The sequence below is a fragment of the Staphylococcus borealis genome, assembly GCF_001224225.1.
GTDB lineage: Bacteria > Bacillota > Bacilli > Staphylococcales > Staphylococcaceae > Staphylococcus > Staphylococcus borealis.
Genome location: NZ_CUEE01000001.1, coordinates 419,923 through 446,191 on the forward strand (window position 1 = coordinate 419,923; position 26,269 = coordinate 446,191).

Annotated in this window: 21 protein-coding genes; 4 read left to right on the forward strand and 17 right to left on the reverse strand. The window is 35.3% G+C overall.

All coding sequences use genetic code 11. The features are described 5' to 3' along the window. Positions 1 to 94: 94 nt before the first annotated feature. Positions 95 to 724 carry a hypothetical protein gene (locus AK212_RS02090; protein ID WP_053028899.1) on the forward strand — a complete coding sequence of 210 codons (630 nt, stop codon included), beginning with the start codon at positions 95 to 97 and terminating at the stop codon, positions 722 to 724. Between the two features lie 41 nt (positions 725 to 765). Here AK212_RS02090 and AK212_RS02095 read toward each other — a convergent pair whose 3' ends face one another. Continuing rightward, positions 766 to 2,091 (reverse strand): putative glycoside hydrolase, encoded by a 1,326-nt coding sequence (locus AK212_RS02095; protein WP_053028900.1) that lies wholly within the window; start codon positions 2,089 to 2,091, stop codon positions 766 to 768. Positions 2,092 to 2,307: 216 nt separating this feature from the next. Continuing rightward, entirely contained in the window at positions 2,308 to 2,802 is a 495-nt protein-coding gene (locus AK212_RS02100) for a P-loop NTPase family protein (protein WP_053028901.1), read from the reverse strand. A 174-nt stretch (positions 2,803 to 2,976) separates the two neighbouring features. Here AK212_RS02100 and AK212_RS02105 point away from each other — a divergent pair, with 174 nt between their 5' ends. Continuing rightward, positions 2,977 to 3,867 carry a fructose bisphosphate aldolase gene (locus AK212_RS02105; protein ID WP_011274776.1) on the forward strand — a complete coding sequence of 297 codons (891 nt, stop codon included), beginning with the start codon at positions 2,977 to 2,979 and terminating at the stop codon, positions 3,865 to 3,867. Positions 3,868 to 4,306: 439 nt separating this feature from the next. On the opposite strand, the gene AK212_RS13920 is transcribed toward AK212_RS02105, so the two are convergent. From AK212_RS13920 to AK212_RS02115, 3 genes are all read right to left on the reverse strand, one after another. Next, positions 4,307 to 4,435, reverse strand: a complete 129-nt coding sequence (locus AK212_RS13920) for a hypothetical protein (RefSeq protein WP_269204122.1) — start codon at positions 4,433 to 4,435, stop codon at positions 4,307 to 4,309. Between the two features lie 51 nt (positions 4,436 to 4,486). Next, positions 4,487 to 5,338, reverse strand: a complete 852-nt coding sequence (locus AK212_RS02110) for a class I SAM-dependent methyltransferase (RefSeq protein WP_053028902.1) — start codon at positions 5,336 to 5,338, stop codon at positions 4,487 to 4,489. A 173-nt stretch (positions 5,339 to 5,511) separates the two neighbouring features. Next, positions 5,512 to 6,951 carry a 6-phospho-beta-glucosidase gene (locus tag AK212_RS02115; protein ID WP_053028903.1) on the reverse strand — a complete coding sequence of 480 codons (1,440 nt, stop codon included), beginning with the start codon at positions 6,949 to 6,951 and terminating at the stop codon, positions 5,512 to 5,514. A 213-nt stretch (positions 6,952 to 7,164) separates the two neighbouring features. Here AK212_RS02115 and AK212_RS02120 point away from each other — a divergent pair, with 213 nt between their 5' ends. Then, entirely contained in the window at positions 7,165 to 7,869 is a 705-nt protein-coding gene (locus AK212_RS02120) for a GntR family transcriptional regulator (RefSeq protein ID WP_053028904.1), read from the forward strand. Positions 7,870 to 7,923: 54 nt separating this feature from the next. Here the strand turns inward: AK212_RS02120 and lqo are convergent, their stop codons facing one another. From lqo to AK212_RS02140, 4 genes are all read right to left on the reverse strand, one after another. After that, positions 7,924 to 9,417: an L-lactate dehydrogenase (quinone) gene (gene lqo / locus AK212_RS02125; RefSeq protein ID WP_053028905.1), complete on the reverse strand. Its 1,494-nt coding sequence runs from the start codon at positions 9,415 to 9,417 to the stop codon at positions 7,924 to 7,926. Between the two features lie 373 nt (positions 9,418 to 9,790). Continuing rightward, positions 9,791 to 10,627 carry a pyruvate, water dikinase regulatory protein gene (locus AK212_RS02130; RefSeq protein ID WP_174841341.1) on the reverse strand — a complete coding sequence of 279 codons (837 nt, stop codon included), beginning with the start codon at positions 10,625 to 10,627 and terminating at the stop codon, positions 9,791 to 9,793. Between the two features lies 1 nt (position 10,628). After that, positions 10,629 to 13,256 (reverse strand): pyruvate, phosphate dikinase, encoded by a 2,628-nt coding sequence (gene ppdK, locus AK212_RS02135; RefSeq protein WP_053028906.1) that lies wholly within the window; start codon positions 13,254 to 13,256, stop codon positions 10,629 to 10,631. 207 nt (positions 13,257 to 13,463) lie between these two features. Then, positions 13,464 to 14,345 carry a LysR family transcriptional regulator gene (locus AK212_RS02140; protein ID WP_053028907.1) on the reverse strand — a complete coding sequence of 294 codons (882 nt, stop codon included), beginning with the start codon at positions 14,343 to 14,345 and terminating at the stop codon, positions 13,464 to 13,466. Between the two features lie 128 nt (positions 14,346 to 14,473). On the opposite strand from AK212_RS02140, the gene AK212_RS02145 reads away from it, so the two are divergent. Next, entirely contained in the window at positions 14,474 to 15,244 is a 771-nt protein-coding gene (locus AK212_RS02145) for an SDR family NAD(P)-dependent oxidoreductase (RefSeq protein WP_156304889.1), read from the forward strand. A 97-nt stretch (positions 15,245 to 15,341) separates the two neighbouring features. Here AK212_RS02145 and mbcS read toward each other — a convergent pair whose 3' ends face one another. The 8 genes from mbcS to betA all read right to left on the reverse strand — a co-directional run bounded on the left by mbcS (position 15,342) and on the right by betA (position 26,256). Next, on the reverse strand, positions 15,342 to 16,937 hold the full coding sequence (gene mbcS / locus AK212_RS02150) for an acyl-CoA synthetase MbcS (RefSeq protein ID WP_053028909.1): 1,596 nt from the start codon (positions 16,935 to 16,937) through the stop codon (positions 15,342 to 15,344). Positions 16,938 to 17,104: 167 nt separating this feature from the next. After that, on the reverse strand, positions 17,105 to 17,578 hold the full coding sequence (locus AK212_RS02155) for an antibiotic biosynthesis monooxygenase family protein (RefSeq protein ID WP_053028910.1): 474 nt from the start codon (positions 17,576 to 17,578) through the stop codon (positions 17,105 to 17,107). Between the two features lie 71 nt (positions 17,579 to 17,649). Next, positions 17,650 to 17,862 carry a sterile alpha motif-like domain-containing protein gene (locus tag AK212_RS02160; protein ID WP_053028911.1) on the reverse strand — a complete coding sequence of 71 codons (213 nt, stop codon included), beginning with the start codon at positions 17,860 to 17,862 and terminating at the stop codon, positions 17,650 to 17,652. A 116-nt stretch (positions 17,863 to 17,978) separates the two neighbouring features. Further along, on the reverse strand, positions 17,979 to 19,160 hold the full coding sequence (locus AK212_RS02165; RefSeq protein WP_053028912.1) for a M20 family metallopeptidase: 1,182 nt from the start codon (positions 19,158 to 19,160) through the stop codon (positions 17,979 to 17,981). Between the two features lie 184 nt (positions 19,161 to 19,344). Beyond that, positions 19,345 to 20,730, reverse strand: a complete 1,386-nt coding sequence (locus tag AK212_RS02170) for an MFS transporter (RefSeq protein WP_053028913.1) — start codon at positions 20,728 to 20,730, stop codon at positions 19,345 to 19,347. Positions 20,731 to 20,742: 12 nt separating this feature from the next. Then, complete coding sequence (locus tag AK212_RS02175; RefSeq protein ID WP_053028914.1) at positions 20,743 to 21,918, reverse strand: M20 family metallopeptidase; 1,176 nt, start codon at positions 21,916 to 21,918, stop codon at positions 20,743 to 20,745. A gap of 146 nt (positions 21,919 to 22,064) precedes the next feature. Next, on the reverse strand, positions 22,065 to 24,329 hold the full coding sequence (gene aryK, locus AK212_RS02180; RefSeq protein ID WP_053029058.1) for a transcriptional regulator AryK: 2,265 nt from the start codon (positions 24,327 to 24,329) through the stop codon (positions 22,065 to 22,067). A gap of 217 nt (positions 24,330 to 24,546) precedes the next feature. After that, positions 24,547 to 26,256, reverse strand: coding sequence for a choline dehydrogenase (betA, locus tag AK212_RS02185; protein ID WP_107629243.1), 1,710 nt, complete (start codon positions 26,254 to 26,256; stop codon positions 24,547 to 24,549). Between the last annotated feature and the right edge of the window lie 13 nt (positions 26,257 to 26,269).

Below are 26,269 nucleotides of genomic sequence, written 5' to 3' on the forward strand. Positions count from 1 at the left end.
GTTTCAATATGGTTTACTTTAATCCCCTATTTTAATTAAATCTGAGTGTTACACTAATGTTGTAAAAGATAAATAATGAAATGGGGTTTTCATTGTGGTGAAGGTTTCTCTATTTGCGTCAACACTTTTAACAAGTACGGTAATATTATCTGCGTTTAACGGACAACATGCACTCGCAGCTGATGTAGTGACGAAAGACAATGCACAAGAAATTGCTTCGGAAGCATTATCAAATAGTGGTGGTAATCCAGATTTACAAAACTTTGACAAAGCAATTGATAAAGGGGACTATTTCAAAATTGAAAGCCACAATAAGGCAAATGCTGGTATAGGCGTCTATAAAGTTTATAAAAATGGCCAAGTCGAATATAAAAATGATAGATACAGTAACTTCAATCGACTTCAAAGTGGAGAAACATATGTTGAACACGGTATTGCGAATGCCGCTGAATTAGATGACCGACAAGAAGCAGCGTCAAAAGTCAATTCCGTAGATTGTGCACGTGAATTAAATACTTACTATGTTGGTAACGTTAAATCTAATGAAGTACCTTCGTCTCAATCAGATCAAAAGCAAGAAAACCATCATAGTACAGATGATCAATCTTCATTACCTGAAACTGGTCATTCAGACAGTGAACAATCCACTCAATTATTAGGTAGCATTTTCTTATTACTAGGCGGTGCGTTAATAGCTAAACAATCTCATAAAAAAATCTCATAGAAAAAACACGAGATGACTTCAAAGTCATCTCGCTTTTTTTATTATTGATTGCTGTTCTCATTCTCTTCATTAGTATCTGTTTTATTGTCGTCTTTATTGTCTTGCTGTTTTGTATCTTGTTCTACACCCTCAGGGTCACGTTCTTTCGCGCTACCTTTTTTAGGATTATAGTTCGCATCTTCAGTGTATTCGTTGCCGGCATTCCATAGTAAGAACTCATTTACTCCATTATCTTTTAATGCCTGAACTTGTTCAGATACGGCTTTCGCATCATAATCAATATAATTACCATCGCCTAAGTATGATGCTGTAAAGTCTTGAATCCATGGACGTGAAATTGGTTTTTTCTTACCAAGTGAATCTAATAAGTTATTTTCTTTTTGAATATATCGATTCACTGTTTTATATGGTTCTGTATCTGGCGCTTGTAAACCAAAGTCACCATTGCTCCAATGTGATGGATAAATCATTGATGAAATTGCGTCTACATTTTCAGATATTTTAGGGAAACTTTGACCAATACCAGGTGCATTTTTAACTAATGCAGAATAGCCAAATACGTCCGCAGATATATTAACACCCATCGGTTTCAACTCTTTATTAGCGTGTTCTAAGAATTTCGTAATGGTATCCACACGTTGGTCGCCAGAACTTAACTTGGTATTTTTATAGTCACCTTTACTATAAGTTAGACTGTCTGCTTCATTTTCAAAGCCTTCTGGGAAACGCACGTAGTCAAATTGAATATCTTGGAAACCGGCTTTAGCTGCCGCTTTGGCTACATCAATGTCGTAATCCCAAACTTCTTTCATAAATGGGTTAACGAAGCTATCACCTTTACCATTTGTCCAAACTGAACCATCACTTTCTTTAAATGACCACTCCGGATGTTCTTTCGCTAGTTTAGAATCTTTAAATGTAACAATACGCGCAATTGGATAAATGTTGTTATCATGCAATTTTTTCAGTAATTTCTTACCATCAACAATGTCTAATGTGTTTTTATCCACTTGCTTGTTGCCAGTGTTAAGATTCATTGTTATGTTACCTTCATCATCTTTAACATCGATAACCATAGTATTTAAATTGGAATCTTTAATAAATTTGATTAACTCATCAATTTTATCGCCTTGTGTTGAATTACTTGTTACATAAATCCCTTTGACACCATCCTTAGGATAGTCAACCTTATTCTCATTGTTGTTCTTATCATTATTCTGCTTTAATTTTTCACTTTGACTGTTTGTCTGTTCGTTCTTCTGGCTGTCCCCTTTTTGTCCGCTACTAGATGAATGATCTCCATTACTACACGCAGCGAGTAACAAAGCACTTGTTGTTAATACAGCAAATAATTTGTTCTTTTTCATTCCCTTAGCCTCCGAATATGCTTTATATGTATAATTAGGTTCTCATTATTTAGAATAGTAAGCGATTTAAAAAGTTTCATTATCCTAAATAAGAGAACCTAACTTTCCTTTAGAATAGCATATTTTTAACAAAAATATTCACTAAGATAAAATTTTATAAATTAAATTATCTAATATTTGTATGTTTTTAAATGAATTTTAAATTAAATCTCGTAATCATAGGTTTAATTTTGAATAAATTGATTGCGTATTTCCAATAATCCATTGCGTATGATGTTGCGTTTGTTGATAATAGGCGTCTACTTTGTCGTAATTATTTTTAGGGAAATCCCAAACATATTTGAGAAAGTCTAAACTTATTGTCTTAGGATTGCCACCTACTGTTGGCTTTCTAAATACAGTCATTAGATAACGCTTGATGACACGGTATATACACTTCCACCTCGATTCTTTAATCCAAATCACTGTCGTTGCGCGTTCTAGTCTCATGAGTAATGTATTTGAATAATGACCATCAATAATCCAAGATGGCGTCGCTACAATTTCTTTCAACTGAGCGTGCAAGGATTCCGGCGTTACAGTCGCTTGATCGTTAAGCCATTGTATTTTATCGATGTGATACAAAGGTATCTTATAATTCTGTTGTAAACGCATTGATAACGTTGATTTTCCTGAACCTGGGCTACCAATAATCAAGATACGATGTTCCATGTTTTTTACCTCGCATATTTTTTGAAAATGAGTCATGCAACAAAATAAGTACAATTTATGAAACTATAAACTGTAAAATAAGAATTTTCAATAAATATAAGTTTTATAACTTGAGAATGTACTTCTTTTTTATCATAATGAATATGAAAGTTAATTAAAGGAGTGGAAAGAGTAATGAATAAAGAACAATTAGAAAAAATGACAAATGGGAAAGGTTTTATCGCAGCATTAGACCAAAGTGGCGGTAGTACTCCTAAAGCATTAAAAGAATATGGTGTAAACGAGGACGAATATAGTAATGATGATGAAATGTTCCAACTTGTACACGATATGCGTACTAGAGTTGTAACTTCACCTTCATTCTCTCCAGACAAAATTTTAGGTGCTATCCTTTTCGAACAAACAATGGATCGTGAAGTTGAAGGCAAATACACTGGCGACTACTTAGCTGACAAAGGTGTTGTTCCTTTCTTAAAAGTCGACAAAGGCTTAGCTGAACAACAAAATGGTGTTCAATTAATGAAACCTATCGATGATTTAGACGATACATTAGACCGTGCGGTTGAACGTCACATCTTCGGTACTAAAATGCGTTCTAATATCTTAGAATTAAACGAACAAGGTATTAAAGACGTTGTTGAACAACAATTTGAATTCGCTAAAAAAATCATTGCTAAAGGTTTAGTACCAATTATTGAACCTGAAGTTAACATTAACGCTAAAGACAAAGCTGAAATCGAAGAAGTATTAAAAGCTGAACTTAAAAAAGGCTTAGACGCTTTAAATGATGATCAATTAGTGATGTTAAAATTAACTATCCCAACTAAAGCTAACTTATACAAAGAATTAGCAGATCATCCAAATGTTGTACGCGTGGTTGTATTATCAGGTGGTTACAGCAGAGACGAAGCAAACAAATTATTGAAAGACAACGATGAATTAATCGCAAGCTTCTCACGTGCATTAGCAAGTGACTTACGCGCTAGCCAATCACAAGAAGAATTCGATAAAGCATTAGGCGACGCAGTAGATTCAATCTACGACGCATCAGTAAACAAAAACTAAGGTGCGTAAGTGAGCGCTTAGGTTGCGAACAATTACTAGCATCAAGCAAAAACTGTTCTTTAGTTTTAGCGCGATGCGTATAATTGTTGAGCAATCTGCTCACTGTAGCCCGTTTATGACTAGGTGCGAAGAAAAGCGTTTAGGTCGCGAGCAATAACGAGCTATGAGCAAAAATCGTTCTTTGATTTTAGCGATTAGCGTATTATTGCCGAACGACCTGCTTTTCGTAGCCCGTTCATCACTAGGTGCGTAAGTGAGCGCTTATCACTAGGTGCGAAAGTGAGCGCTTAGGTTGCGAACAATTACTAGCATCAAGCGAAAACTGTTCTTTAGTTTTAGCGCGATGCGTATAATTGTTGAGCAATCTGCTCACTGTAGCCCTCTCATCATTCCGGCGAAGTTCACTACAACTTCACTCGAATGATTCAAAGCCGACTGGTTATTTCGACCAGCCGGCTTTTTTAATATCTATTATTTGTAGAATTGTTTCAATTTTTGTTTCTTCAATAGAAGCATTTAATTCTTGTTGTTTTTTCTCATCTTGTAATGCACTTTGACTTGCTTTCATAAATCCGTGTGTTCAAATTTTACGATATAGTACGCCATTTTATACACCGCTTTAGACATGAATCAATACTTTACCAAATTTACCACCAGTAATGACAGGTATCGTATCACCATATTGATCTTGTAAATAGGGTTTCACACTTGCAAGTTGTTGCGTATCTAGTTCCACTTCAACTTCTTTTAGCCATTGAGGTAGTTGCTGCATAACATCATCTAGCGTTCTATCATTGTGTTGTGTATGTCGTTCGATTAACGTCTCATACGTGTAATCATTGACATATAATAACTGCAATAAGTAATACATATCTGCTGTCATAGTCTGACTTTTTTCATCTAAAAATGCCACAACTTCATCAACAATGGAATTCTCTTTAGGACCAGCAATTAAACTAACATATACATATTTCTGTGCGATATCAATGGCTTTATTAACCGCTTCCCACGTCGTCACTGCCGGACACATAGACGCAAATACTAAATCATGATGTCCTAATTCCTCCTTTCGAGCATCTTCAAACGATTGATGAATGGTTTCTAGCGTTACACCATAATGGTGGGCATTTTCCTGTAACATCTCATGTAATATGGGTGATGGCTCTAACGCTGTAACGGTTGCGCCTTCTTTAGCGAATGGCACACTAAAGACACCAGAGGCTGCCCCGACATCTAATATACTCAAATTGCTAAATGCACCTGTTTGTCTTTCAATCCAATCCATAATACGTTTCGTACGTTGTTGGCTTTCTTCAGTAAATGAATGTTTATTAAAGTTTTCTGCCCACTTTTCAAATCCAGGTGCAGATGGATCACCTAAGCCGGCACGTTTCATTCTTTTATCTTGTGTATTAGGATCGTCTTCCCACGCTTTCTCCCAATATTGATTACTAAATATATCTTTCCGCATAAAGAAACTCCCTTGTCTGATAGTTATAGTCTCATCTTACCCTCTCACATATAATCAATAAACTGATTCGCTTTATACTAAAAAAGCTCTCAATCACTCTATAGTATAAAGACAACACGCTAGAGTAATTGAAAGCTTATTATTATTCTATTCTCAATAATACATCTTAAATGTTATAATGTTTCTCCGTTTGATTCGATTACTTTACGATACCAACCAAATGAGTCTTTCTTCGTACGTTCTAATGAACCATGACCTTCATTATCACGATCGACGTGAATTAAACCGTAGCGTTTTTTCATTTCACCAGTTGTAAATGAAACAATATCAATAATACCCCATGGTGTATAACCCATTAAGTCTACACCATCTTTATCTACTGCATCGATAGCGGCCTTAATATGTTCACGTAAATATTCAATTCGATAATCATCATGGATTTGTCGATTTTCATCAAATTCATCTACAGCGCCAAAGCCATTTTCAACAATAAATAATGGAATTTGATAACGGTTATATAGGGCATTTAATGTGTAACGTAAACCGACTGGGTCAATCGCCCAACCCCAATCACTCTTCTTAATATAAGGATTATCAACTGAGTTTGGTAAACCACCATTAACAACATTATCTTCTACACTTGATTCATTATCATGTTTTACAACTGTAGACATATAATAACTGAATCCAATGTAATCCACCGTACCCTCACGTAAAATAACGTCATCACCCTCTTGCCAACCAATATCGAAGCCTTCACGTTCAAACATCTTCGTCGCATAACCTGGGTAATAACCACGAACATGTACATCTGGGAAGAAGAAACGCATACGGCTTGCCACTTCTGCTTCCATAATATCTTCTGGATTACAGCTATAAGGATAAATTGGCACGTGTGAAATCATCGCCCCGATTTCAAAGTCAGGATTGATTGCTTTACCAATTTTAACCGCTTTGGCACTCGCGATTAATTCATTATGCGCCACTTGATACAATACTTCCTCTTTATTATCGTCATCTGATAATGAAACACCAGAATTCGTCCATAAGAAGATTGGGTTATTGATGTCCATTTGGTTGTTTATTTCGTTAAATGTCATCCAATATTTCACTTTATCTTTGTAACGTTTAAATACCGTTTCCGCAAAATGCGCAAAGAAGTCTGCCACTTTACGACTTCTAAAACCACCATATTCACGCGCTAAATGTAATGGCATTTCAAAATGTGAAAGTGTAATCACAGGTTGAATGTTATATTTCAATAATTCATCAAATAAGTCATCATAGAATTGTAACCCTTCTTCATTCGGCTCAACTTCGTCCCCTTGTGGGAATATTCTTGTCCATGCAATTGACGTTCTTAAGCACTTCAAACCCATCTCACTAAACATTTTCACATCGTCTTTATAACGATTATAGAAATCAATACCTACATGATTGGGATAGTATTTGCCTGGTTCTACATCTTGTGTAATTTCACGTGCTTTACCGTGTGCGCCAGCTGTCATCACATCAATCACACTTAATCCTTTACCACCTTGATCATAACCACCTTCGAATTGATTGGCCGCTAATGCGCCACCCCATAAGAAATCATTTGGTAATTTAGACATATTTAAAACTCCTTTTCCAAATTATTAATCATGCGTTTTTATTTCTTAACAACTGTCATATTTTTTATTAAAATGCAAACCCTTTCACAACTTATTATAATTATACCGGTACAATTTGTAAACGATTTATCCCGAATTATACCGGTACAATTTACAAATCGGTGTTCAAATTTGCTATACTATATTTGAATTTCAAATAAAGGGAGTAAAATGATGTTAAAGTACGAACGAATTGCACAAGAAATTACAAATGCTATTTCAAATAACGAGTATAAAGTTGGCGATAAACTTCCTAGTGTAGAACAATTAAAATCTCAATATCAAGTCAGTAAAAGTACCATCATTAAAGCATTAGGCATGCTACAAAAAGATGGCATGATTTACCAAACACAAGGTAGTGGTATTTATGTCCGAAACAAAAACAAATCAGGTTATATTAACTTGTTAAAAACAAAAGGGTTCTCAGACAATCTACAAGGCCATCAAGTCACAAGTAAAGTCTTAACTTTTAAATCTATCACGCCAAATGATGAAGTGAGAGAACATTTACGCTTAACTGACGAAGATACTAACGTTTATTATGTTGAACGGATTCGCTATTTGGACCACAACCCGCTATGTATTGAAACATCCTACTTCAATCAATCATTAGTTACGCACCTTGACCTTGCCAGTGCAGAGCGTTCAATATTCGACTACCTTCAGTCGCAGCTTAAGATCAATATTGGTTTCTCGGATATCTATTTTTATATCGACTTTCTCTCTGAACAAGAAGCACAGCATTTAAATCTCAATCAAAACGATCCATGCATGCGTCATGATTTGACCTTTTATACCACTAAAGGCATACCTTTCGATTATTCAAATATTGTCTATCATTACAAATATGCCAACTTTTTTATTCCTATAGAAAGCTAAAAAAAGCGTCTCCAGAGATTCAAAATCTCAGGAGACGCTTTGCTTAACTTCTATTTATTTCGCGTCTTCGTAATAACCTAATTCAAGGTCTTTAGACGTTTGACGACGAATTTTTCTCATTAACTCAACATCTTCGATTAATGATTTACCATATGAAGGAATCATTTTTGAAATTTTAGCATTCCATTCACTGATGTGTTCTGGGAAGTTCTTTTCAAGTACTTCTAAAGCTACAGATACTGATGTTGATGCCCCTGGTGATTCACCAAGTAAAGCAATTACTGAATGGTCTTCAGAGTTAACCACTTCAGTACCGAATTGGATAAATCCTTTACCTTCTTTTTCAGTATCTTTAATAACTTGAACACGTTTACCTGCTGTGTATAATTCCCAATCTTCATCACGTGCTTCAGGGTAGAATGTGCGTAAGTGGTTCATACAACCTTCTTTAGTCATGATGATTTGATCAAATGAATATTTAATCAATGGTAAGTTTTTAACTGCAGCAGCTAACATTGTTGTAATGTTATATGGTTTGATAGATTTGAATAAATCTAAGTTTGAGCCATTTTTAAGGAATTTAGGTCCAACATTAGCAAATGGTCCAAATAATAACGTACGTTTACCTTCGATGTAACGTGCATCAAGGTGAGGTACTGTCATTGGTGGTGTACCTGGTGGTTCTTTACCATATACTTTCGCATCGTGTGCTTCAATCACTTGTGGATTTGTACATGCTAAGAATTGACCAGTAATTGGGAATCCACCTAAATGTTTACTTTCAGGGATACCTGTTTTTTGTAGTAATGGAATTGCTGCACCACCGGCACCAATAAATACATAGTCAGTAACTTCTTCAAATACGTTACCAGATTTAAGGTCTTTGATTTTAACTTGCCATTTACCATTAGATAAACGTTCAAAATCAAGCACTTGATGGCTATATTTAACTTCAACATGCTCGTCTAATTCTAAGTGACGTGCCATTTTACGAGTTAACTCACCGAAGTTTACGTCAGTACCTTCGTCGATTTTACTAGCAGCCATTTTGCCGTCATCAACGCGGCCTTGCATCATTAATGGAATCCATTTTCTCATTACTTCAATGTCTTCAGTATATTCAATGTTATCGAACATTGGAGATTGTTTCATTGCTTCGTAACGTTTTTTCAAGAATTCTTTATTATTAACGCCTCTAACAAAACTAATGTGTGGAAGAGGATTAATAAATTCTCTAGGGTTCTCAATATGTCCTGATTTCACTAAGTGACCCCAGAATTGTTTTGAGATTTCAAATTCTTCGTTGATTTCTTTTGCTTTTTCAATGTCAATCGAACCATCTGGTTGTTGAACTGTATAGTTCAATTCACAAAGTGCAGCGTGACCAGTACCAGCATTGTGGCGTTCATTAGAACTTTCAAGACCTGGTCGATCCATACGTTCGTAAAGCTTGATATTCCAATTAGGCTCAAGCTCATTTAACATAGAACCAAATGTTGTACTTAAGACACCAGCACCAATTAAAATGACATCTTTTGATTCTGCCATGGTTGTACACCTCTCCAATTTTATTAGTTAACAACTAAAAAGCTATTACTTACTACTCTTTCTCCCTAACCATCAAGTAATATCTTTTTATATTAAGATTGTTAAGCCTTTCATTTCTATGTTAAAACAAATATGGTAAATTGTAAATTGGAGAAACTTAATTAAAAATATTTTTTTATACAAAATCGAATGAATCCACACTAAGTGTTTTTTCTCATCATTAAGCAACTCAAAATGAAAGCCTTTCTAGGACAATTATTATCATAAAATACGATGAGGGGAGCGGAACAGAAACAAATTTCGGAAAATTTTATTTCTGTTCTGCTCCCCTTAATTTCCATCATTCTAATTAGACTGATAAATTGATTTTGACTTATGATTGCAATTTAGGTTGTAAGAACTTCTCAATATAAAATGCTGACTCTTCAATTGATTTATATTCTGTATTAATGACAGTCGCATTCAATTTCTTAAAGACTTCTTCAGCATAAATCAGTTCTTTCTTGATGCGCTCTAAGTTATTGTAACGAGATTCACTAGACAAGCCTAGTGTCTCAGCACGATTCTTTCGAATATTGGCGATATATTGTGGACTTGCAGTCAAGCCAAATACTTTTAACCCCTTTTGCTTATACACGTTATCAGGTATTTCAATTTCTGGCACCAATGGTATATTAGCGATTTTGTAGCCTTTATTAGCTAAATACATACTTAATGGCGTCTTAGAAGTTCTTGATACACCTACAATGAGTGCATCCGCTTCGCCAATATCAGTAAAATGCTTGCCATCATCATATTTAACTGAGTATTCAATCGCTTCAATCCGTTTGAAGTATTCATCATTTAATTTACGTAAAGCGCCACTTTCCATTAACGGATGGCTATGTGTCGTCTTTTCAATAATCCCAATTAAATCAGACATATAGTCGACGTAAGGAATATCATGCTCTCGTGCAAATTCATGACCCAGTGCATTAAATGATTCACTCACTAATGTTGTTGCAACAATCGCATGCTGTTCACGCGCCAAATTTAAAATATTTAAGAATTCCTCTTCATCCTTAATATATGGGAATTTCTTAATTTCTACATTATGCAAATTTGGAAACTGCGTTAAGGTGGCATGAATCATTCTTTGCGCTGTCTCACCAATGGAATCTGATACAATAAATAACTTTAACATTTGTTCGTTTGAATTCGTTTCTTTCACGTTATTGCTCGCTTTCCTCCGCTTGACTCTGAGCTGTTGCTAAAATTGCACCTGGAACTCGGAATGGTGAGCATGACACGTAGTCTATCGCTAGCTGATTGAAGCGACGAATAGACTTAGCATCTCCGCCTAATTCACCACAAACACCGATTTTAATGTTAGGATTCACTTTCTTAGCTTGTTCAACTGCAATTTCAATCAATTTTCCGACACCATCTCTATCTAACGTTTGGAATGGGTCAAGCTTCAATATATTACTTTCAGTATACACATTTATAAATTTGCCTGCATCATCTCTAGAGAAACCATATGTCAATTGTGTTAAATCGTTTGTACCAAAGCTAAAGAAATCACAATGTTGCGCTAACGTATCTGCAATTAGACATGCACGCGGTGTTTCAATCATCGTACCGATTAAATATGGTACGCTGTCCCCTTGTTCTTTCTCTAGTTTATGAATCGTCTCAACAAGTTTGTCTTTAAGTGTCGTAAATTCTTCTACAGTTGAAACGAGTGGAATCATGATTTCAGGTTTACATGTTATACCCTCTTTTTTAAGTTTTAATACGCTTCCCATGATGGCTTCAACTTGCATTTCATATAATTCAGGATACGTGATTGCAAGTCTACAACCACGATGTCCTAACATTGGATTCACTTCGTGTAAGTCAACAATACGTTTATTTAACACGTCTTTAGGAATATTTAATTGTTGTGCTACATGTTCAACATCTTCATCTGAATTTGGTAAGAATTCATGTAATGGTGGATCTAGAAGACGCACAATCGTCGGACGTTCACCTGACAGTCTAAAGATAGCTTCAAAATCTTCTACTTGGTACTTTCGAATATTATTTAACGCTTCAACACGTTGTTCATAGGATGAAGATAATATGAAGCGACGCATTTCAACTAAACGCTCTGCTCCGAAGAACATATGCTCAGTTCTAACTAAACCAATACCTTTCGAACCGAACTCATAACCCGCTTTAATATCTTGCGGTGTTTCTGCATTCATGCGCACATTTAGTCGTGCAATATCTTCGGACCATGACATAAATTGATTGAATTCTTCACTATGTTCAGCACTAACTGTTTTGATTTCACCAATATAGATGTCCCCTTTTGAACCATCTACAGAGATGGTATCGCCTTCGTGAAGTTCTCCGCCTTCGTAATACACCGTTTTAGCTATTGTATTAATTTCCAAATCTGAACATCCTGTCACACAACATTTACCCATACCACGTGCAACGACAGCCGCATGAGATGTCATACCACCATGTGTCGTCACAATTGCTTCACTTGCAATCATACCTTCAATATCTTCTGGAGATGTTTCAGGACGCATTAAGATGACTTTATGTCCTGATGCTGCTTGCACTTTCGCATCCTCAGCTGAAAATACAATTCGTCCTGTCGCTGCACCTGGACTCGCAGGTAAACCAATTTTTGAAATCTCAGTAGCTTCTTTTAACGCTTTGTCATCAAAATTAGGATGTAATAATTGATCTATTGATTTCACGTCAACATTTAACATTGCTTCTTCTTTCTTAATCACACCTTCAGCGACTAAATCTACTGCAATTTTAATTGCTGCACGTGCCGTACGTTTACCATTACGCGTTTGTAATAAATAAAGTTTGCCATTTTCAATTGTAAATTCGATGTCTTGCATATCTTTATAATGTTGCTCCAGTTGCTTTGTTACATCTACAAATTCTTGATGTACATCAGGCATTTGGTCATGGAGTGTCGAAATATCTTTAGGTGTACGAATACCAGCTACAACATCCTCACCTTGTGCATTTAATAAGTACTCACCAAACAATTTATTTTCACCACTAACCGGATTACGTGTAAAGGCAACACCTGTACCACTATTGTCCCCACTATTACCGAAGACCATTTCTTGAATATTTACGGCTGTACCAATGTCATGAGGAATGTCATTTAAATCACGGTATATACGCGCACGATCATTATCCCAAGACTTAAAGACTGCTTCGATTGCTTCTTCTAATTGTTTTAAAGGTTCTTGTGGGAATGGTTTATACACTTCCTCGACATAAATCTCTTTAAATCGTTCACAAATCTCTTGTAAACCTTCAGCTGTAATGGCAGCATCATTCTCAAAGTTATGACGTGCTTTATAATCCTCAAAGTATGTATCAAATGATTGCATTGGCACGTTATATACCACTTCACCAAACATTTGAAGTAAACGACGATAGCAATCATATGCAAAGCGTGCATCGCCTGTTTTATCAGCTAATTTTTTAACATTATCATCATTCAATCCTAAGTTCAGAATGGTATCCATCATACCAGGCATCGAAATTTTAGCACCACTACGCACAGACACAAGTAATAAATTGGCATCAGATGAGAAACTTTTACCAGTTCTCTCTGAAAATGCAGCAAGATGATCAATTAATTGTGTTTTCACTTCTGTTGATAATGATTTGCCTTGACGTAAATACTCAATACAAGCAGCAGTCGTAATCGTAAAGCCATCAGGTACAGGTAAACCTAATCGTTTCATTTCAGAAAGGTTGGCACCTTTACCACCAAGCAAATCCTTCATCGATTTTTTTCCTTCATCAAAAGCATAAATATATTTAGTCATTATAATGTCACCTCAATTAATTATTATGTCATACTAATTAATAATGAGTATGTCATATAATATAAATAAATACAATTAAAAACATCATATTTATGTTAAAGGTTTATAAAAAAGACACAATTAAAGCGTTACATAGACATTTGAATACATACCATTATGCCTATTTCACACGTTTTAATTGTGTCATACTATTTGTATAGTTATGGATTATTGGATATCATTTTGAAAATAATGCGTTACAAACGTCTTAAATGATGCCGCTACTTCTGTAAAATAATGGGCTTTTTTATATGCCAAACCAATCATGCGGTAACAAAGGGCATTATCAATGGGTATCGCTACAATTTGCTCATCAAGTCCTCTTAAAGCTTGCTTAGGCGTAAATGAAACGCCAATATTCATCGCGACTAATTTTAAAATTGCACTCGAATCTTCAACTTCGATTTGATAATTTGGAACAATCCCTTCTTGTTCTAAGATGTAATCTATCCTATCCCGAAAACCATAACCTTCTATTTGACCGATTAATCGTTCGTCTTTAATTTGTTGTAAATTAATAGTGTCATATTGAGCAAACGGATGATCTTTACTAATTGTTAAATAAATGTCATCTTGAATGATAGGTTCCCAAATCACGTCTTTATGTTCAATTTTAGATGACGCTATTGCAAAATCCACATCATTATTTAATATTAATTGCGTAGCGCGTTCAGACACAGCTTGATACTGTTTCAACTTGATATTCGGATGTAGTGCCACATAGCTTTGAATGAGCGATGGCATTACATGTGGAAAGGTAATAGCAAACGAAACTTGACCACTTTCAACACCGATTAATTCTTTAATGATACGTTCACCTTCATTAAGCTCCCTAACTGCACTATTCACATAATTCAGCATTAATTCACCATAACGATTTAAATAGATTTGTCGTCCTTTACGATCAAATAATGCTACACCCAATTCATCCTCAATTGAAGCTATCGCTTTACTTAAGGCCGGTTGTGAAATATTTAATTGCTTAGCCGCTTCAGTCATATTATTCATTTTAGCCACAACTTTAAAATATTTCAGTTTAGTCATTTCCATATCTTACACCTCTTTTCATAACTTAAAGTTATAAAAATATAATTATTATGAATTATACATTATTTATTGCGGGTGCTACCATTAAATCGTAATGGCAATTATTTCAGCTTTGAAAAAGGGGGATCATTATGAGATTAGAAAATAAAGTTGCTTTAATTACTGGTTCTGGTGGTGGCATGGGCTTTGAAACAGCTAAACGTTTCGCCGAAGAAGGTGCAACAGTCATTATTTCAGACCTTAAGGAAGACATCGTTAATCAAGCCGTCGACACATTATCTAAAACGACAGATCAACATGTCTATGGTTATGTTTTAGATGTTTCTAAAGAAGCGAGTGTCGAAGCTACCTTTAAACACATTAAACAGGACATTGGTAAATTAGATATACTTATCAATTGCGCTGGTATTACTGGTGCAGATAAAACGACGGACCAACTCACAGAGGAAGAATGGGATCAAGTATTTGCTGTTGATGTAAAAGGCGTATTCTTCTGTACAAAACATGCAGTGCCTTTATTACGTGACAATGGTGGCGGTTCTATCGTCAACTTCTCATCTATTTTAGGATTAGTTGGTACTGATGAATTAACACCTTATGCAGCAGCAAAAGGTGCAGTGACAAACATGACACGTCAAGATGCCATCAGCTTCGGTAAAGATCATATTCGTGTTAACTCTGTACATCCAGGTACAATTTTAACACCTTTAGTGAAGAAATTAGGAGCTGAAACAGAAGGTGGCTTAGACGCTTATACTGCTAAAATGTCTGAACGTCATCCAATTGGTTATTTAGGTGAACCTATAGATGTCGCTAATGCTGTATTATTCTTAGCAAGTGACGAAGCACGCTTTATTACAGGTGCAGCATTAACGGTCGATGGTGGTTATACAGCGAGATAATCATTGCGACCTATAATACAAAATGTAGACGGGAGTGGGACAACGAATTTAAAAAAATTCTGTCCCACTCCCGTCTTTTCATTCATTAAATATTCTATTATTTAAAACCGTTTGCTTTATTATATTTCTCACGCTCTGCATCGCGTAATTCAACACGACGGATTTTACCTGAATTTGTTTTAGGTAGTGACGTTACAAATTCAATTGCACGTGGATATTTATACGGTGCAACTTCATTCTTCGCAAAGGTTTGTAATTCTTTAACTAGTTCATCATTGCCTTGATAGTTATCTTGTAAAATAACGAAAGCTTTAACGATATTACCTCGAATTTCATGAGGACTCGCAACAACAGCACATTCTTTTACTGCTGGGTGATTAGTTAGAGCATCTTCAACTTCAAATGGTCCAATTGTGTAGCCTGAACTAATGATAATATCATCTCGACGACCTTCAAACCAGAAATAGCCATCTTCATCAATATGTGCTAAATCTCCAGTAATATAATAGCCACCTGCTTGAGCTGCTTTTGTACGTTCTTCATCTTTATAATAGCCTTTAAATAAACCTGGGAAATCAAGCGGTAATGCAATATTACCTTTAACATTTGTTTCCACCTGTTGGCCTTCATCATCAACGATTGTAACACGACTGCCCGGAATTTCTTTCCCCATAGACCCTGGTCGTGATGTAGTGTCTTTCAAGAAACCAATCAATAATGTACTTTCAGTTTGACCATAACCATCACGTACTGTTAAATCAAAGTTATTGCGGAATTGTTCTACCACTTCACGGTTTAATGGTTCTCCTGCTGATACTGCACTATGTAAGTGGTCTAAATTATAATCTTGTAAATGATCCAATTTCGCCATCATACGATATTCTGTTGGCGTACAACATAAGACGTTAATTTTAAAGTCTTGTAATAATTCAAGATAGCGTGAAGGGTTAAATTTACCGTTATAAACAAATGCTGTAGCACCTGATCCCATTATTGATAAGAATGGACTCCAAACCCATTTTTGCCAACCTGGCGCAGCAGTTGCCCACACTAAATCATCTTCTCTAATGCATAACCAGTGTTCTGGCGCCATTTTCATATGTGCATAGCCCCAACCATGAGAATGTGTAACAGCTTTAGGATTACCTGTTGTTCCAGACGTATACGATAGAATTGCTAGATCGTCTCTTGATGTACGCGTTATATCAAGTACATCACTTTGAGATGCTTTTTCGTCTTTGATGCTTGTCCAACCCGCTTCATGTCCATCAACAATAAATTTTGTTAATGTGTCATACTCTTTAATACCTTTAAATTCTTCGATGAAGTCTGATTTGGCAATCACGGCTTTAATTTCACCATGTGTAATACGGTATTGTAAGTCTTTTGTTCTTAACATTTCAGAACTAGGTATAATCGCGATACCTAATTTTAGAGCAGCAAGATAAAGTTCATATGTCATGATTGCGCGTGGCATCATAATTAATACTTTATCGCCTTTTTGAAGTCCATGATTTAATAATACATGTCCCACTTTATTTGCATTTTTGATTAGTTCTGAATATGTCACTGTAATTGGTTCGTCTACCCCATTTTCATAAATGAGGGCTTTCTTAGATGTATTAGAAGCATGTTTCTCAATTTCAGAAACAATATTGTAAGTCTCTGGTGCCAATAAACTTGAATTATCCATTACTATACTCCCTTTCAGTTCGACCTTATTTATTATCTTATCAAACGCTTTAGTCCGATGAAATCAAAAGCCTTTATGTAAACGTTTTAATCCTATGTTGAAAAAAGAAAAAGATTAAGCACAGATGCCGAAAAATGACGGCAAATGGCTTAATCTTTACATCTATATTAAAAAATATTGCTTAAATTTAATTTTGATTCTAAACCTGCTAACTCAATTCGCACATTATATGATAAATCACGATTCACAATGTCACGATCAACACCTTTATCAGTGCCTCTATGTTTATGCGTTTGACTATATTCATTGGAATTTTGCCAATCATAAAATGCCTGACGTTCTTCCCATAAAGTTAAAATAATATAGTGTCGTCCTGCTACTTGCGGACGTAAAAATCTTAAAGCTTTAAATCCTGGCACATTTTGTAAATATTTAGGACGTTCTAAGAATTTCTTCTCAAATGCATCCTCCATACCTTCATTGACGTACAAATGATTTAAAACACAAAAAGAATCATTAGATAGATCATCAATTACCTCTAATACATCGTATTGATGTTCATCGTTATTTTTCTTTATTGAAATGATGTTGTCGCCCTTTTCTTCTACTACATATGTTTTATAACTGTCTTTTAAAATCATGATTCTTATCCTTCATTTCTAAACTAGCATTGAGCTACGATTTAATTTGTATATCTATATTCATTCGGTCATTATAATTGGCTTTGTTCATAAAGCGAGATAGATCGCTTCACGATTTCTAAAAATTCATGGTCCAATGTTGCAATTGTCGTAAAATAGCTAAGTATATTGTCAGAGATACGCTCATACTTAGGAAAATGTTGATCTTGACTAATCCAATGTGCAAGTTCTCCCAAAGGGGTTTGGTCACCAATAAATCCTTGCATAAACTCGTAAAAACTCATTATCTCACCCCAGCGTTTAGATATACGCTTATACTATCATGATACGTAGTATTACACTAGTACTGAAAAGCCAACATTTTTTAAGCTTTGTTGGCTAAAGTGAAATAAATTTGGATTTATTTAGAAGTCAAATAATCTAACACAACTGCACCTACAGCTTCTGCTGCAACTAACATACTTTTCTCATCAATATTAAATTTAGGGTGATGATGCGGGTACACTTTACCATCTTGTGGCGCAGCACCTGAGTAAATAAATGTACTTGGTAATGTTTTAGCATAAAATGCAAAATCTTCTGATGGGGGTTGTGCTTCACATTCTTCTACCCCTTTTACGTCATCTAAATCAGCATTTTTAATTGTTTCTGCTACATAATTCGTAAATTCAGGGTCATTATAGAGTGCAGGATAATCTTTACTGAACTCAAAGTCACATTTAACACCGAATGTGGCTTCAAGACCTTCAACCATGCGTTGTAATTCTTCAGCAATGCGATCACGTGTAGCATCTGTTAGCGCTCGAACATCACCTTCAAGTTCAATTTTATCTTTAATCACATTAAATTGACCTTTCCCATCAAATGAACCAATCGTTACAACGCCTGTTTCAAATGGGTTAAGTCGACGGGAAACAATCGTTTGCGCAGTTGTAACAAAGTTTGCACCAGCAACAATCGCATCATTTGCAGTATGTGGTGATGAGCCATGACCTCCTTCACCTTGAATCGTTAATTTAAAGTATGAACGACCTGTTTGCACATTTTCAGGGCGGTAGAACACTTTACCAGGTTCCATATTAGTCATCACATGTGTACCAAGCACATGATCGACACCATCTAACACGCCATCTTCAATCATACCTTTGGCGCCACCTGGAGGCATTTCTTCAGCAGGTTGATGGATCACAATCACTTTACCATTTAATTGATCTTTCATTTCAATTAATGTTTCTGCCAAGATTAACATGTACGCTGTATGCGCATCATGTCCACATGCATGCATAACGCCGTCATTTTTAGACGCAAATGATAAGCCCGTATCTTCTTGAATTGGTAAAGCATCAAAATCTGCTCGAATCGCAATCGTTTTTCCTGGTTTGCCACTATCGATTGTCACTTTCACACCATTTTGACCGACATTCGTTTCTACTTCACAATCTTTATCTTTATAAAATTCTGCGATATATTTCGGTGTTTCTGACTCTTGGAATGATAATTCTGGATGTTCATGTAAGTGTCTACGTATTTCAATCATCTTTTCCTCTTTATCTTGTAGACGTTTTACTAAATCTTTCGTCATGATATCCACTCCTTTTTTCTCATTATATGCCTTTCTCTATTTTCAATGTTGCGCTACGGTTTCTTATAACTTAAATCATTTTTTAATTTCACATCTCTGTATGGTCTTCTCTTCCCGAAAAAAAAGAAGCATATGCAAGTTCCAAAAAATTCTTGCATACGCTTCCATTTCATTAAATATCACTCTATGATTTAGATTGTTGTTTAGGAACACCTATGAGTATGACAATAAATGAAATGATTGCCATTAAAATGTTCAACCACAATCCTAGCATGGCACCGAAATTAATATTAACCATGGCTGCACCTATACCATATATCGTACCTGATAATGCGATACCAAATGCACCACCAAGTGAAGATGCCATTTTATAAATACCTGATGCTACACCTACTTTATCTTCAGGAGAATTTGAAATGGCAGTGTCTGTTGAAGGTGTCGCATAGAAACCAAGGCCTAAACCGTATAATAAATAACCAATGACACAAACGACTACATACATTTGTGAAGATAGGAATGTAAATGAGATTAACAATATACCTACCATATTGAGTGCAGTACCTAGTAACATAGGTTTTCTTGCACCAACTTTTTGAAGGATTTTTTCACCGACACGAATCATCAATAATACTGTAATAAGATACGTAATTGAAAGTAATCCTGTATGGAATGTTGAAAAACCTAAACCTTGTTGTACAAATGTGTTCGCAACGATTAACGTACCAGCAACACCATTAAGCATAAAGTTAGAAATTGTAGCACTTGTATACGCTTTATTATTAAATAATTTAAAATCAATTAATGGGTGATGCATTTTCATTTCTACACGTACAAAGATAATCGTTGAAATAATAAACACTGCAATTAACGCTAAAATGATTGGTGAGAATAACCCTAATTTAGCACTTTGTGTAATCACCACATTAATACTTAACATCATAATGACAAACAATGTTAAACCTAAAAAGTCGAATCTTGTATTTGTTGTTTGATTCGATTTTGTTTCAGGTGTTCCTTTAATTAGAAGAATCGCTACAATCGCTACAATGATAGAAATAATATAAATCCAACGCCAACCGATTGCCGTTTCAATCATACCGCCAAATAAAGAAGCGAACCCTGAACCACCCCATGAACCAATCGACCAGAAACTTAACGCGCGTTGTCGATCTGAACCTTGATAATACGTTTTAATAATCGCTAAGGTAGAAGGCATAATCGCCGCCGCTGATAACCCTTGAATGATACGTCCAAGAATTAACATTGAAGTAAATGGTGTCGCTATAATCAATAATGACCCAATAATACTCAATACTAAGCCAATATATGTCATTTTTACTCGGCCTAATTTATCAGCGAAACTACCCGCACCAACGACAAACATCCCACTAAATAATGCCGTAATACTTATCGCAATACTCGTTGTACCAATACTGCTTGAAAATGAATGTTGTATGGTTGGTACTAAGTTAAGTAGTGATTGCGCAAATAACCAAAATGTAATTACTCCAAGTACAATACCTAATAAAAGTTTATTATTTCCAGTGAATTGTTGTTGTCTCATTTCCATAATGCTCTCTCCTTAACTTAAGTAGTCTAACACGACTGTCCCTACTGCCTCTGCAGCTACTAACATTGATGACTCATCAATTGTAAATTTTGGGTGGTGATGCGGATAAATTTTACCATCTTTTGGTGCAGCACCTGAATAAATAAATGTACTTGGTAATGTTGCTGCATAGAAAGCGAAGTCTTCTGATGGTGGTTGAGGTTCACAAACTTCAATACCTTTGATATCATCTGCATCCGCGTTTTGAATTGTTTGTGCAACATATTGTGTAAATTCAGGGTCGTTATATAATGCTGGATAATCTTTTTTAAATTCGAAATCACACGTTACGCCAAATGTTGCTTCAAGACCTTCAACTAAACGTTTTAATTCTTTTTCAATTGTGTCACGTGTGTCATCGGTTAACGCTCTAACATCACCTTCAAGTTCTACTGCATCTTTAATCACGTTAAATTGACCTTTGCCGTCAAATGAACCGATTGTAATCACGCCTGTTTCAAATGGGCTTAGTCGTCGAGATACAATCGTTTGTACTTCCGTAACAAATTGAGCGCCTGCTACAATCGCATCATTAGCCATATGTGGTGAAGAGCCATGACCACCTGAACCTTGTACGTTTAATTTGAAGTAGGCACGTCCAGTTTGAACAAATCCTTCTCTATAGAAGACTTTACCGGCTTCCATCGTACTCATCACATGCGCACCTAACACGTGATCTACACCATCAAGTACGCCATCTTTAATCATGCCTTGTGCGCCACCTGGAGGCATTTCTTCTGCTGGTTGATGAATAATAATCACTTTACCTTTAAATTGATCTTTCATTTCTATTAATGTTTCACCTAGAATTAACATGTAAGCTGTGTGCGCATCATGACCACAAGCGTGCATCACGCCTTCATTTTTTGATGCGAATGGTAAACCTGTAGCTTCTTTAATTGGTAAAGCATCAAAATCTGCTCGAATCGCAATCGTTTTACCAGGTTTGCCACTATCTATCGTCACTTTAACACCATTAGGCCCTACATTCGTTTCTACTTCACAATCTTTATCTTTGTAGAAATCCGCAATATATTTTGGTGTTTCTTCTTCTTTAAATGATAACTCAGGATGTTCATGTAAATATCTTCTTATTTCAATCATACGTGCTTCTTTTTCTTGTAAAGTGTTAATTAATTTTTTATTCATAATTCATCTCTCCTCACCTATAATTGTATCGTTTATTTCTCAATTTAATAGTTAATCTATGTCCTCTTAGACACCAAATTGTTTAATTTTTTAATTTAAAAAGGAGAATGACAAAAATTAATGATACATTTTTGTCATTCTCCTAATTATACGTATTTATTTATTTCTATGATATGGATGGAGTTCGTCATTACTTTTAAATGATATGTTAGTGTTTCCGCTACTTCTAGTTCTGAAATATCTAATCTAGGGTATGAAATACGGTTCACGTAATCAATCGTTTCTTGGTCCATACCATACGTTGTATTATGTTGTTGCCATACACGATATAACGCGCCATTCTCTTTATCTAACGTATAGTGTTTAACTTTATATAGACCACTTTGAAGGTCTTTAATTTCAAGTTTAAAGTTCCGTTTCTCCATTACATTAGGCTGTTCTGAAATAGTGTAATATGGATTATAATGATCAGCATCCCACACAACGATTTGAAGATGCGTATCATCACCCACAACCATACATTCCTCATTGCGGAATCTCACATGAGATTGCAACATTCTAAAGAAATTACTTGTAAAGAATGCAGGTCGCTTGCCATCAAATTGATGATATAAATCAATTCCCATCAGACGATGTTCATTCATGACACCATACTTTTGATGTAATTCGTAGTTCAACCAGTAGCCTACTGTGCACACTTTCTCATTGATATCTAATAACTGTTTAAATATAATACCCGCTCTAAAATACTCGCCATTTGTCAAATTAGAATTGCCGGTTAAAGTATTCCAATTCAGCAACATAAGTGGAATCGCTTTATGATTGGCTGGAAGCCATTCGAGTAAGGCTTCTACTGTTTCGTTAATATGATTTTTCGCATATTGATACTGTATATCTTCAGACACTTCTAAATTAACGACGTCATTCTGATTGGCTTCGAACGCTAACATATGCACCTTTTCAGCGTGATCTTTAAATAATTGTTTCAAATTATCCTTCTTATCACTAACGTCTTGGTCATGCACAATAAATTTCACGTTAGAAATATAATGTTTAAATACGTCATATAATTGTACATATTGTTTCAACTCAATGGCATCTATAATCACTGATAGTTGCATGCTACTACTGTGTGTGGTCATATTTATAAAATGTTTAAGAATCTCTATCCAATGTGCACAATACGATTGAAATGCTGAAGCGCTACGTGGCGGTCTCAGACGAATACTCAAATGTATTTGGTGATTCATTAAAAATAATAAACATTCATCTAACGTCATATATTGATGGCTATGCGGAATAATTTCATCTGATGCGACAACATGCTCTTTCCAAGCGTTATCGTTAACAAAATCTTGTACAAGAACCGTATCTAATCCAATTCTATCTTTTACTTCTAATAACTGTTCTCTATAGCGATGTACCCGCAAATTAACAATACTCCCTATTTGAACGATATGGTTATATTTATTTAAGTGACCAAGACTGTCATCTAACTGGATGTCAATTTCCTTTTGAGGTTCTGCTGATTGAATGACGACATCCATTTGATTATTCACAAACGACGATAAATATTGAATATACCGTCTGATACTTTGCTTATTCATTGGTTTAATATCCGATTGGTGGCTATCTTCAACATGATATTGCTTACGATAGTCACTTGGCGTCATGTGATACCATAATTTAAAGTTTTTAGCTAAAGATGTCGAATTGGAGAATCCATTCCCCAAAGCAACATCGGTAATTGAAATATCAGTATATTTTAAATCATGTTCAGCATTTCTCGTTCTAACTTTATTAAGATAACTATTAAACGACGTTCCTAATTTCTTTGTGAATAAACGTGACGTATATGAACTAGATAAATTGATATAGTCTGCTAAATCATCTAAACCGATATGTTCCATGTAATGTTGATTAATAAATTCTGAGGCAAGACTAGCAAAAACGTCATCTTTATTTTGCTCATGTATCATTTCTTGTCTTGACTGATACGGAATAAATTTCACTAGCATCTCGATTAATTGAATCATCATTTGATCCATATGCAGTTGATGAAACTTCCCTTTCCTTAAATAGGTAATGCCTACTTTAGCCAATAACGTTTTAATATCATTATGTATTTTCTGAGATACCTCTTCAAAGTGAAAATAAATATTTTTATCTTCAATATAATGAGAGAAATACTTATTTGACAGTCGTAGTGACATATAGCTAACATCTGTATCATCTAGAATCAAAAAATTTTGATAGCTATTAATTAAAATTAAATCGCCAACGTGATATTGTCTATTTTGATTCTCACTTTGACAAGTAACATTGCCTTTTAATATTAAGTTCAATGATAAGTAATCAGAAGCGACATCTTCTTTTTTCGTGTCGAACGTGATTTCATAATTTGTATTCAAGAGGTCTTCATCCACCCTTCTAAACCACTTCTTCTTAACTATCATATCAAAATTCAATGTCTATGAAGATTGAAAACATGAGATACAATACTAAACGGATTAAATAAGGTATTAAAAAGCAAATTGGGAGCGGAACAGAATTCATTTTGAATTCAGCGTCCCGCTCCCTAAGTTATCTTCTTTTTCTATTTTTTAGTATTAATTTACTGTTTTACAATTAGTGTTGATAATATGGATCAAATTCCATTGCACCAGCGTTCTCATCACTCACACCATGTTTGTAATAATCAACATATTGTGGTTCTAATGGTTTTCTACCACGGATGATATCTGCTGCTTTTTCAGCGAGCATTAATACAGGTGCATGAATATTACCATTTGTTGTACGAGGCATTGCTGATGCATCAACAACACGTAAATTTTCCATACCATGAACTTTCATAGTTAATGGGTCTACAACTGCCATTGGATCTGATGCAGGTCCCATTTTAGCACTACATGATGGATGCAATGCTGTTTCACCATCTTTACGTACCCAATCTAAGATTTCTTCATCTGTTTGTACGGATGGTCCTGGTGAAATTTCACCGCCATTGAATGGATCCATTGCTTTTTGCGCTAAGATATTTCTAGCTACTCGAATTGCTTCAACCCACTCTTGTTCGTCTTCTTTTGTTGAAAGGTAATTAAAGACAATACTTGGTTTTTCAAATGGGTCTTTTGATTTAATTTTTAAGCTACCACGTGAGTTTGAATACATTGGTCCTACGTGTACTTGATAACCATGTGCTACTGGTGCTTTTTGTCCGTCATATCTTACAGCAATCGGTAAGAAGTGGAACATTAAGTTTGGATAAGCAACTTGGTTGTTAGATCTTACGAAAGCACCACCTTCAAAGTGGTTTGATGCTGCAGCACCTTTACGTGCAAATATCCATTGTAAACCAATCCATGGCATACGTTTAACATCTAAGCTTGGTTGTAATGACACTGGTTCTTTACATTCATGTTGAATATATACTTCTAAGTGGTCTTCGAAGTTTTCTCCGACACCTGGTAAATGCATACGTGGTTCGATTCCTTTAGATTTCAAGAATTCTGCGTCACCAATACCTGATAATTGTAATAATTGAGGTGTATTGAACGCACCACCAGATAATATAACTTCACCTGCATCAACCGTATGGTATCTACCATTACGTTTAAATGTTACACCTGTTGCTTTGTTACCATCGAAATGGATTTTAGTGACAAATGCACGTGTTTTAACAGTTAAATTTTTACGTTTCATTGCTGGGTGTAAGTAGGCTCTTGATGCTGATACACGACGTCCGTTATGCACTTGGCTATCAAAAGGTCCAAATCCTTCTTGTCTATAACCGTTAACGTCTTTTGTTTTGTGGTATCCCGCTTCTACACCTGCATCAAAGAATGATTTAAATAATGGATTAGTTGCTGGACCACGTTTCAATTTAATTGGACCGTGATGACCTCTGAATTGGTCAAATGGTGTAGCACCGTATGTTTTCTCTAGACGTTTAAAGTATGGTAAGCAATGTGCATAGTCCCATGATTCCATACCTTCTGGTTCAGCCCAACCTTCATAGTCCATTGGGTTACCTCTTTGGTAAATCATACCGTTTATTGAACTAGAGCCACCAAGAACTTTACCACGTGCATGGTCTACTTTACGTCCCATATGTGGTTCTTCTTCTGTTTGATAAATCCAATCGTAGAAACGATTACCTGATGGGAACATTAACGCTGCTGGCATTTGAATGAATAAATCCCAAGGATAGTCACTACGTCCTGCCTCTAACACTAATACATCTTTATCTTTATCTTCTGTTAAACGATTACCTAATACTGAACCGGCACTACCGCCACCAATAATGACGTAATCATATGATTTCTTTTTACTCATTATAAATTCGTCCTCC

What these genes read in the sequence shown, in the direction of transcription:
- AK212_RS13920 (WP_269204122.1), bottom strand. Translation starts at nt 4,435, where the DNA reads ATGAAAGCAAGTCAAAGTGCATTACAAGATGAGAAAAAACAACAAGAA.
- AK212_RS02170 (WP_053028913.1), bottom strand. Translation starts at nt 20,730, where the DNA reads ATGGAAATGAGACAACAACAATTCACTGGAAATAATAAACTTTTATTA.
- AK212_RS02115 (WP_053028903.1), bottom strand. Translation starts at nt 6,951, where the DNA reads ATGTCTAAATTACCAAATGATTTCTTATGGGGTGGCGCATTAGCGGCC.
- AK212_RS02145 (WP_156304889.1), top strand. Translation starts at nt 14,474, where the DNA reads ATGAGATTAGAAAATAAAGTTGCTTTAATTACTGGTTCTGGTGGTGGC.
- AK212_RS02105 (WP_011274776.1), top strand. Translation starts at nt 2,977, where the DNA reads ATGAATAAAGAACAATTAGAAAAAATGACAAATGGGAAAGGTTTTATC.
- mbcS (WP_053028909.1), bottom strand. Translation starts at nt 16,937, where the DNA reads ATGGATAATTCAAGTTTATTGGCACCAGAGACTTACAATATTGTTTCT.
- AK212_RS02110 (WP_053028902.1), bottom strand. Translation starts at nt 5,338, where the DNA reads ATGCGGAAAGATATATTTAGTAATCAATATTGGGAGAAAGCGTGGGAA.
- AK212_RS02120 (WP_053028904.1), top strand. Translation starts at nt 7,165, where the DNA reads ATGTTAAAGTACGAACGAATTGCACAAGAAATTACAAATGCTATTTCA.
- AK212_RS02175 (WP_053028914.1), bottom strand. Translation starts at nt 21,918, where the DNA reads ATGAATAAAAAATTAATTAACACTTTACAAGAAAAAGAAGCACGTATG.
- AK212_RS02100 (WP_053028901.1), bottom strand. Translation starts at nt 2,802, where the DNA reads ATGGAACATCGTATCTTGATTATTGGTAGCCCAGGTTCAGGAAAATCA.
- AK212_RS02095 (WP_053028900.1), bottom strand. Translation starts at nt 2,091, where the DNA reads ATGAAAAAGAACAAATTATTTGCTGTATTAACAACAAGTGCTTTGTTA.
- AK212_RS02165 (WP_053028912.1), bottom strand. Translation starts at nt 19,160, where the DNA reads ATGACGAAAGATTTAGTAAAACGTCTACAAGATAAAGAGGAAAAGATG.
- lqo (WP_053028905.1), bottom strand. Translation starts at nt 9,417, where the DNA reads ATGGCAGAATCAAAAGATGTCATTTTAATTGGTGCTGGTGTCTTAAGT.
- AK212_RS02140 (WP_053028907.1), bottom strand. Translation starts at nt 14,345, where the DNA reads ATGGAAATGACTAAACTGAAATATTTTAAAGTTGTGGCTAAAATGAAT.
- AK212_RS02155 (WP_053028910.1), bottom strand. Translation starts at nt 17,578, where the DNA reads ATGATTTTAAAAGACAGTTATAAAACATATGTAGTAGAAGAAAAGGGC.
- ppdK (WP_053028906.1), bottom strand. Translation starts at nt 13,256, where the DNA reads ATGACTAAATATATTTATGCTTTTGATGAAGGAAAAAAATCGATGAAG.
- AK212_RS02160 (WP_053028911.1), bottom strand. Translation starts at nt 17,862, where the DNA reads ATGAGTTTTTACGAGTTTATGCAAGGATTTATTGGTGACCAAACCCCT.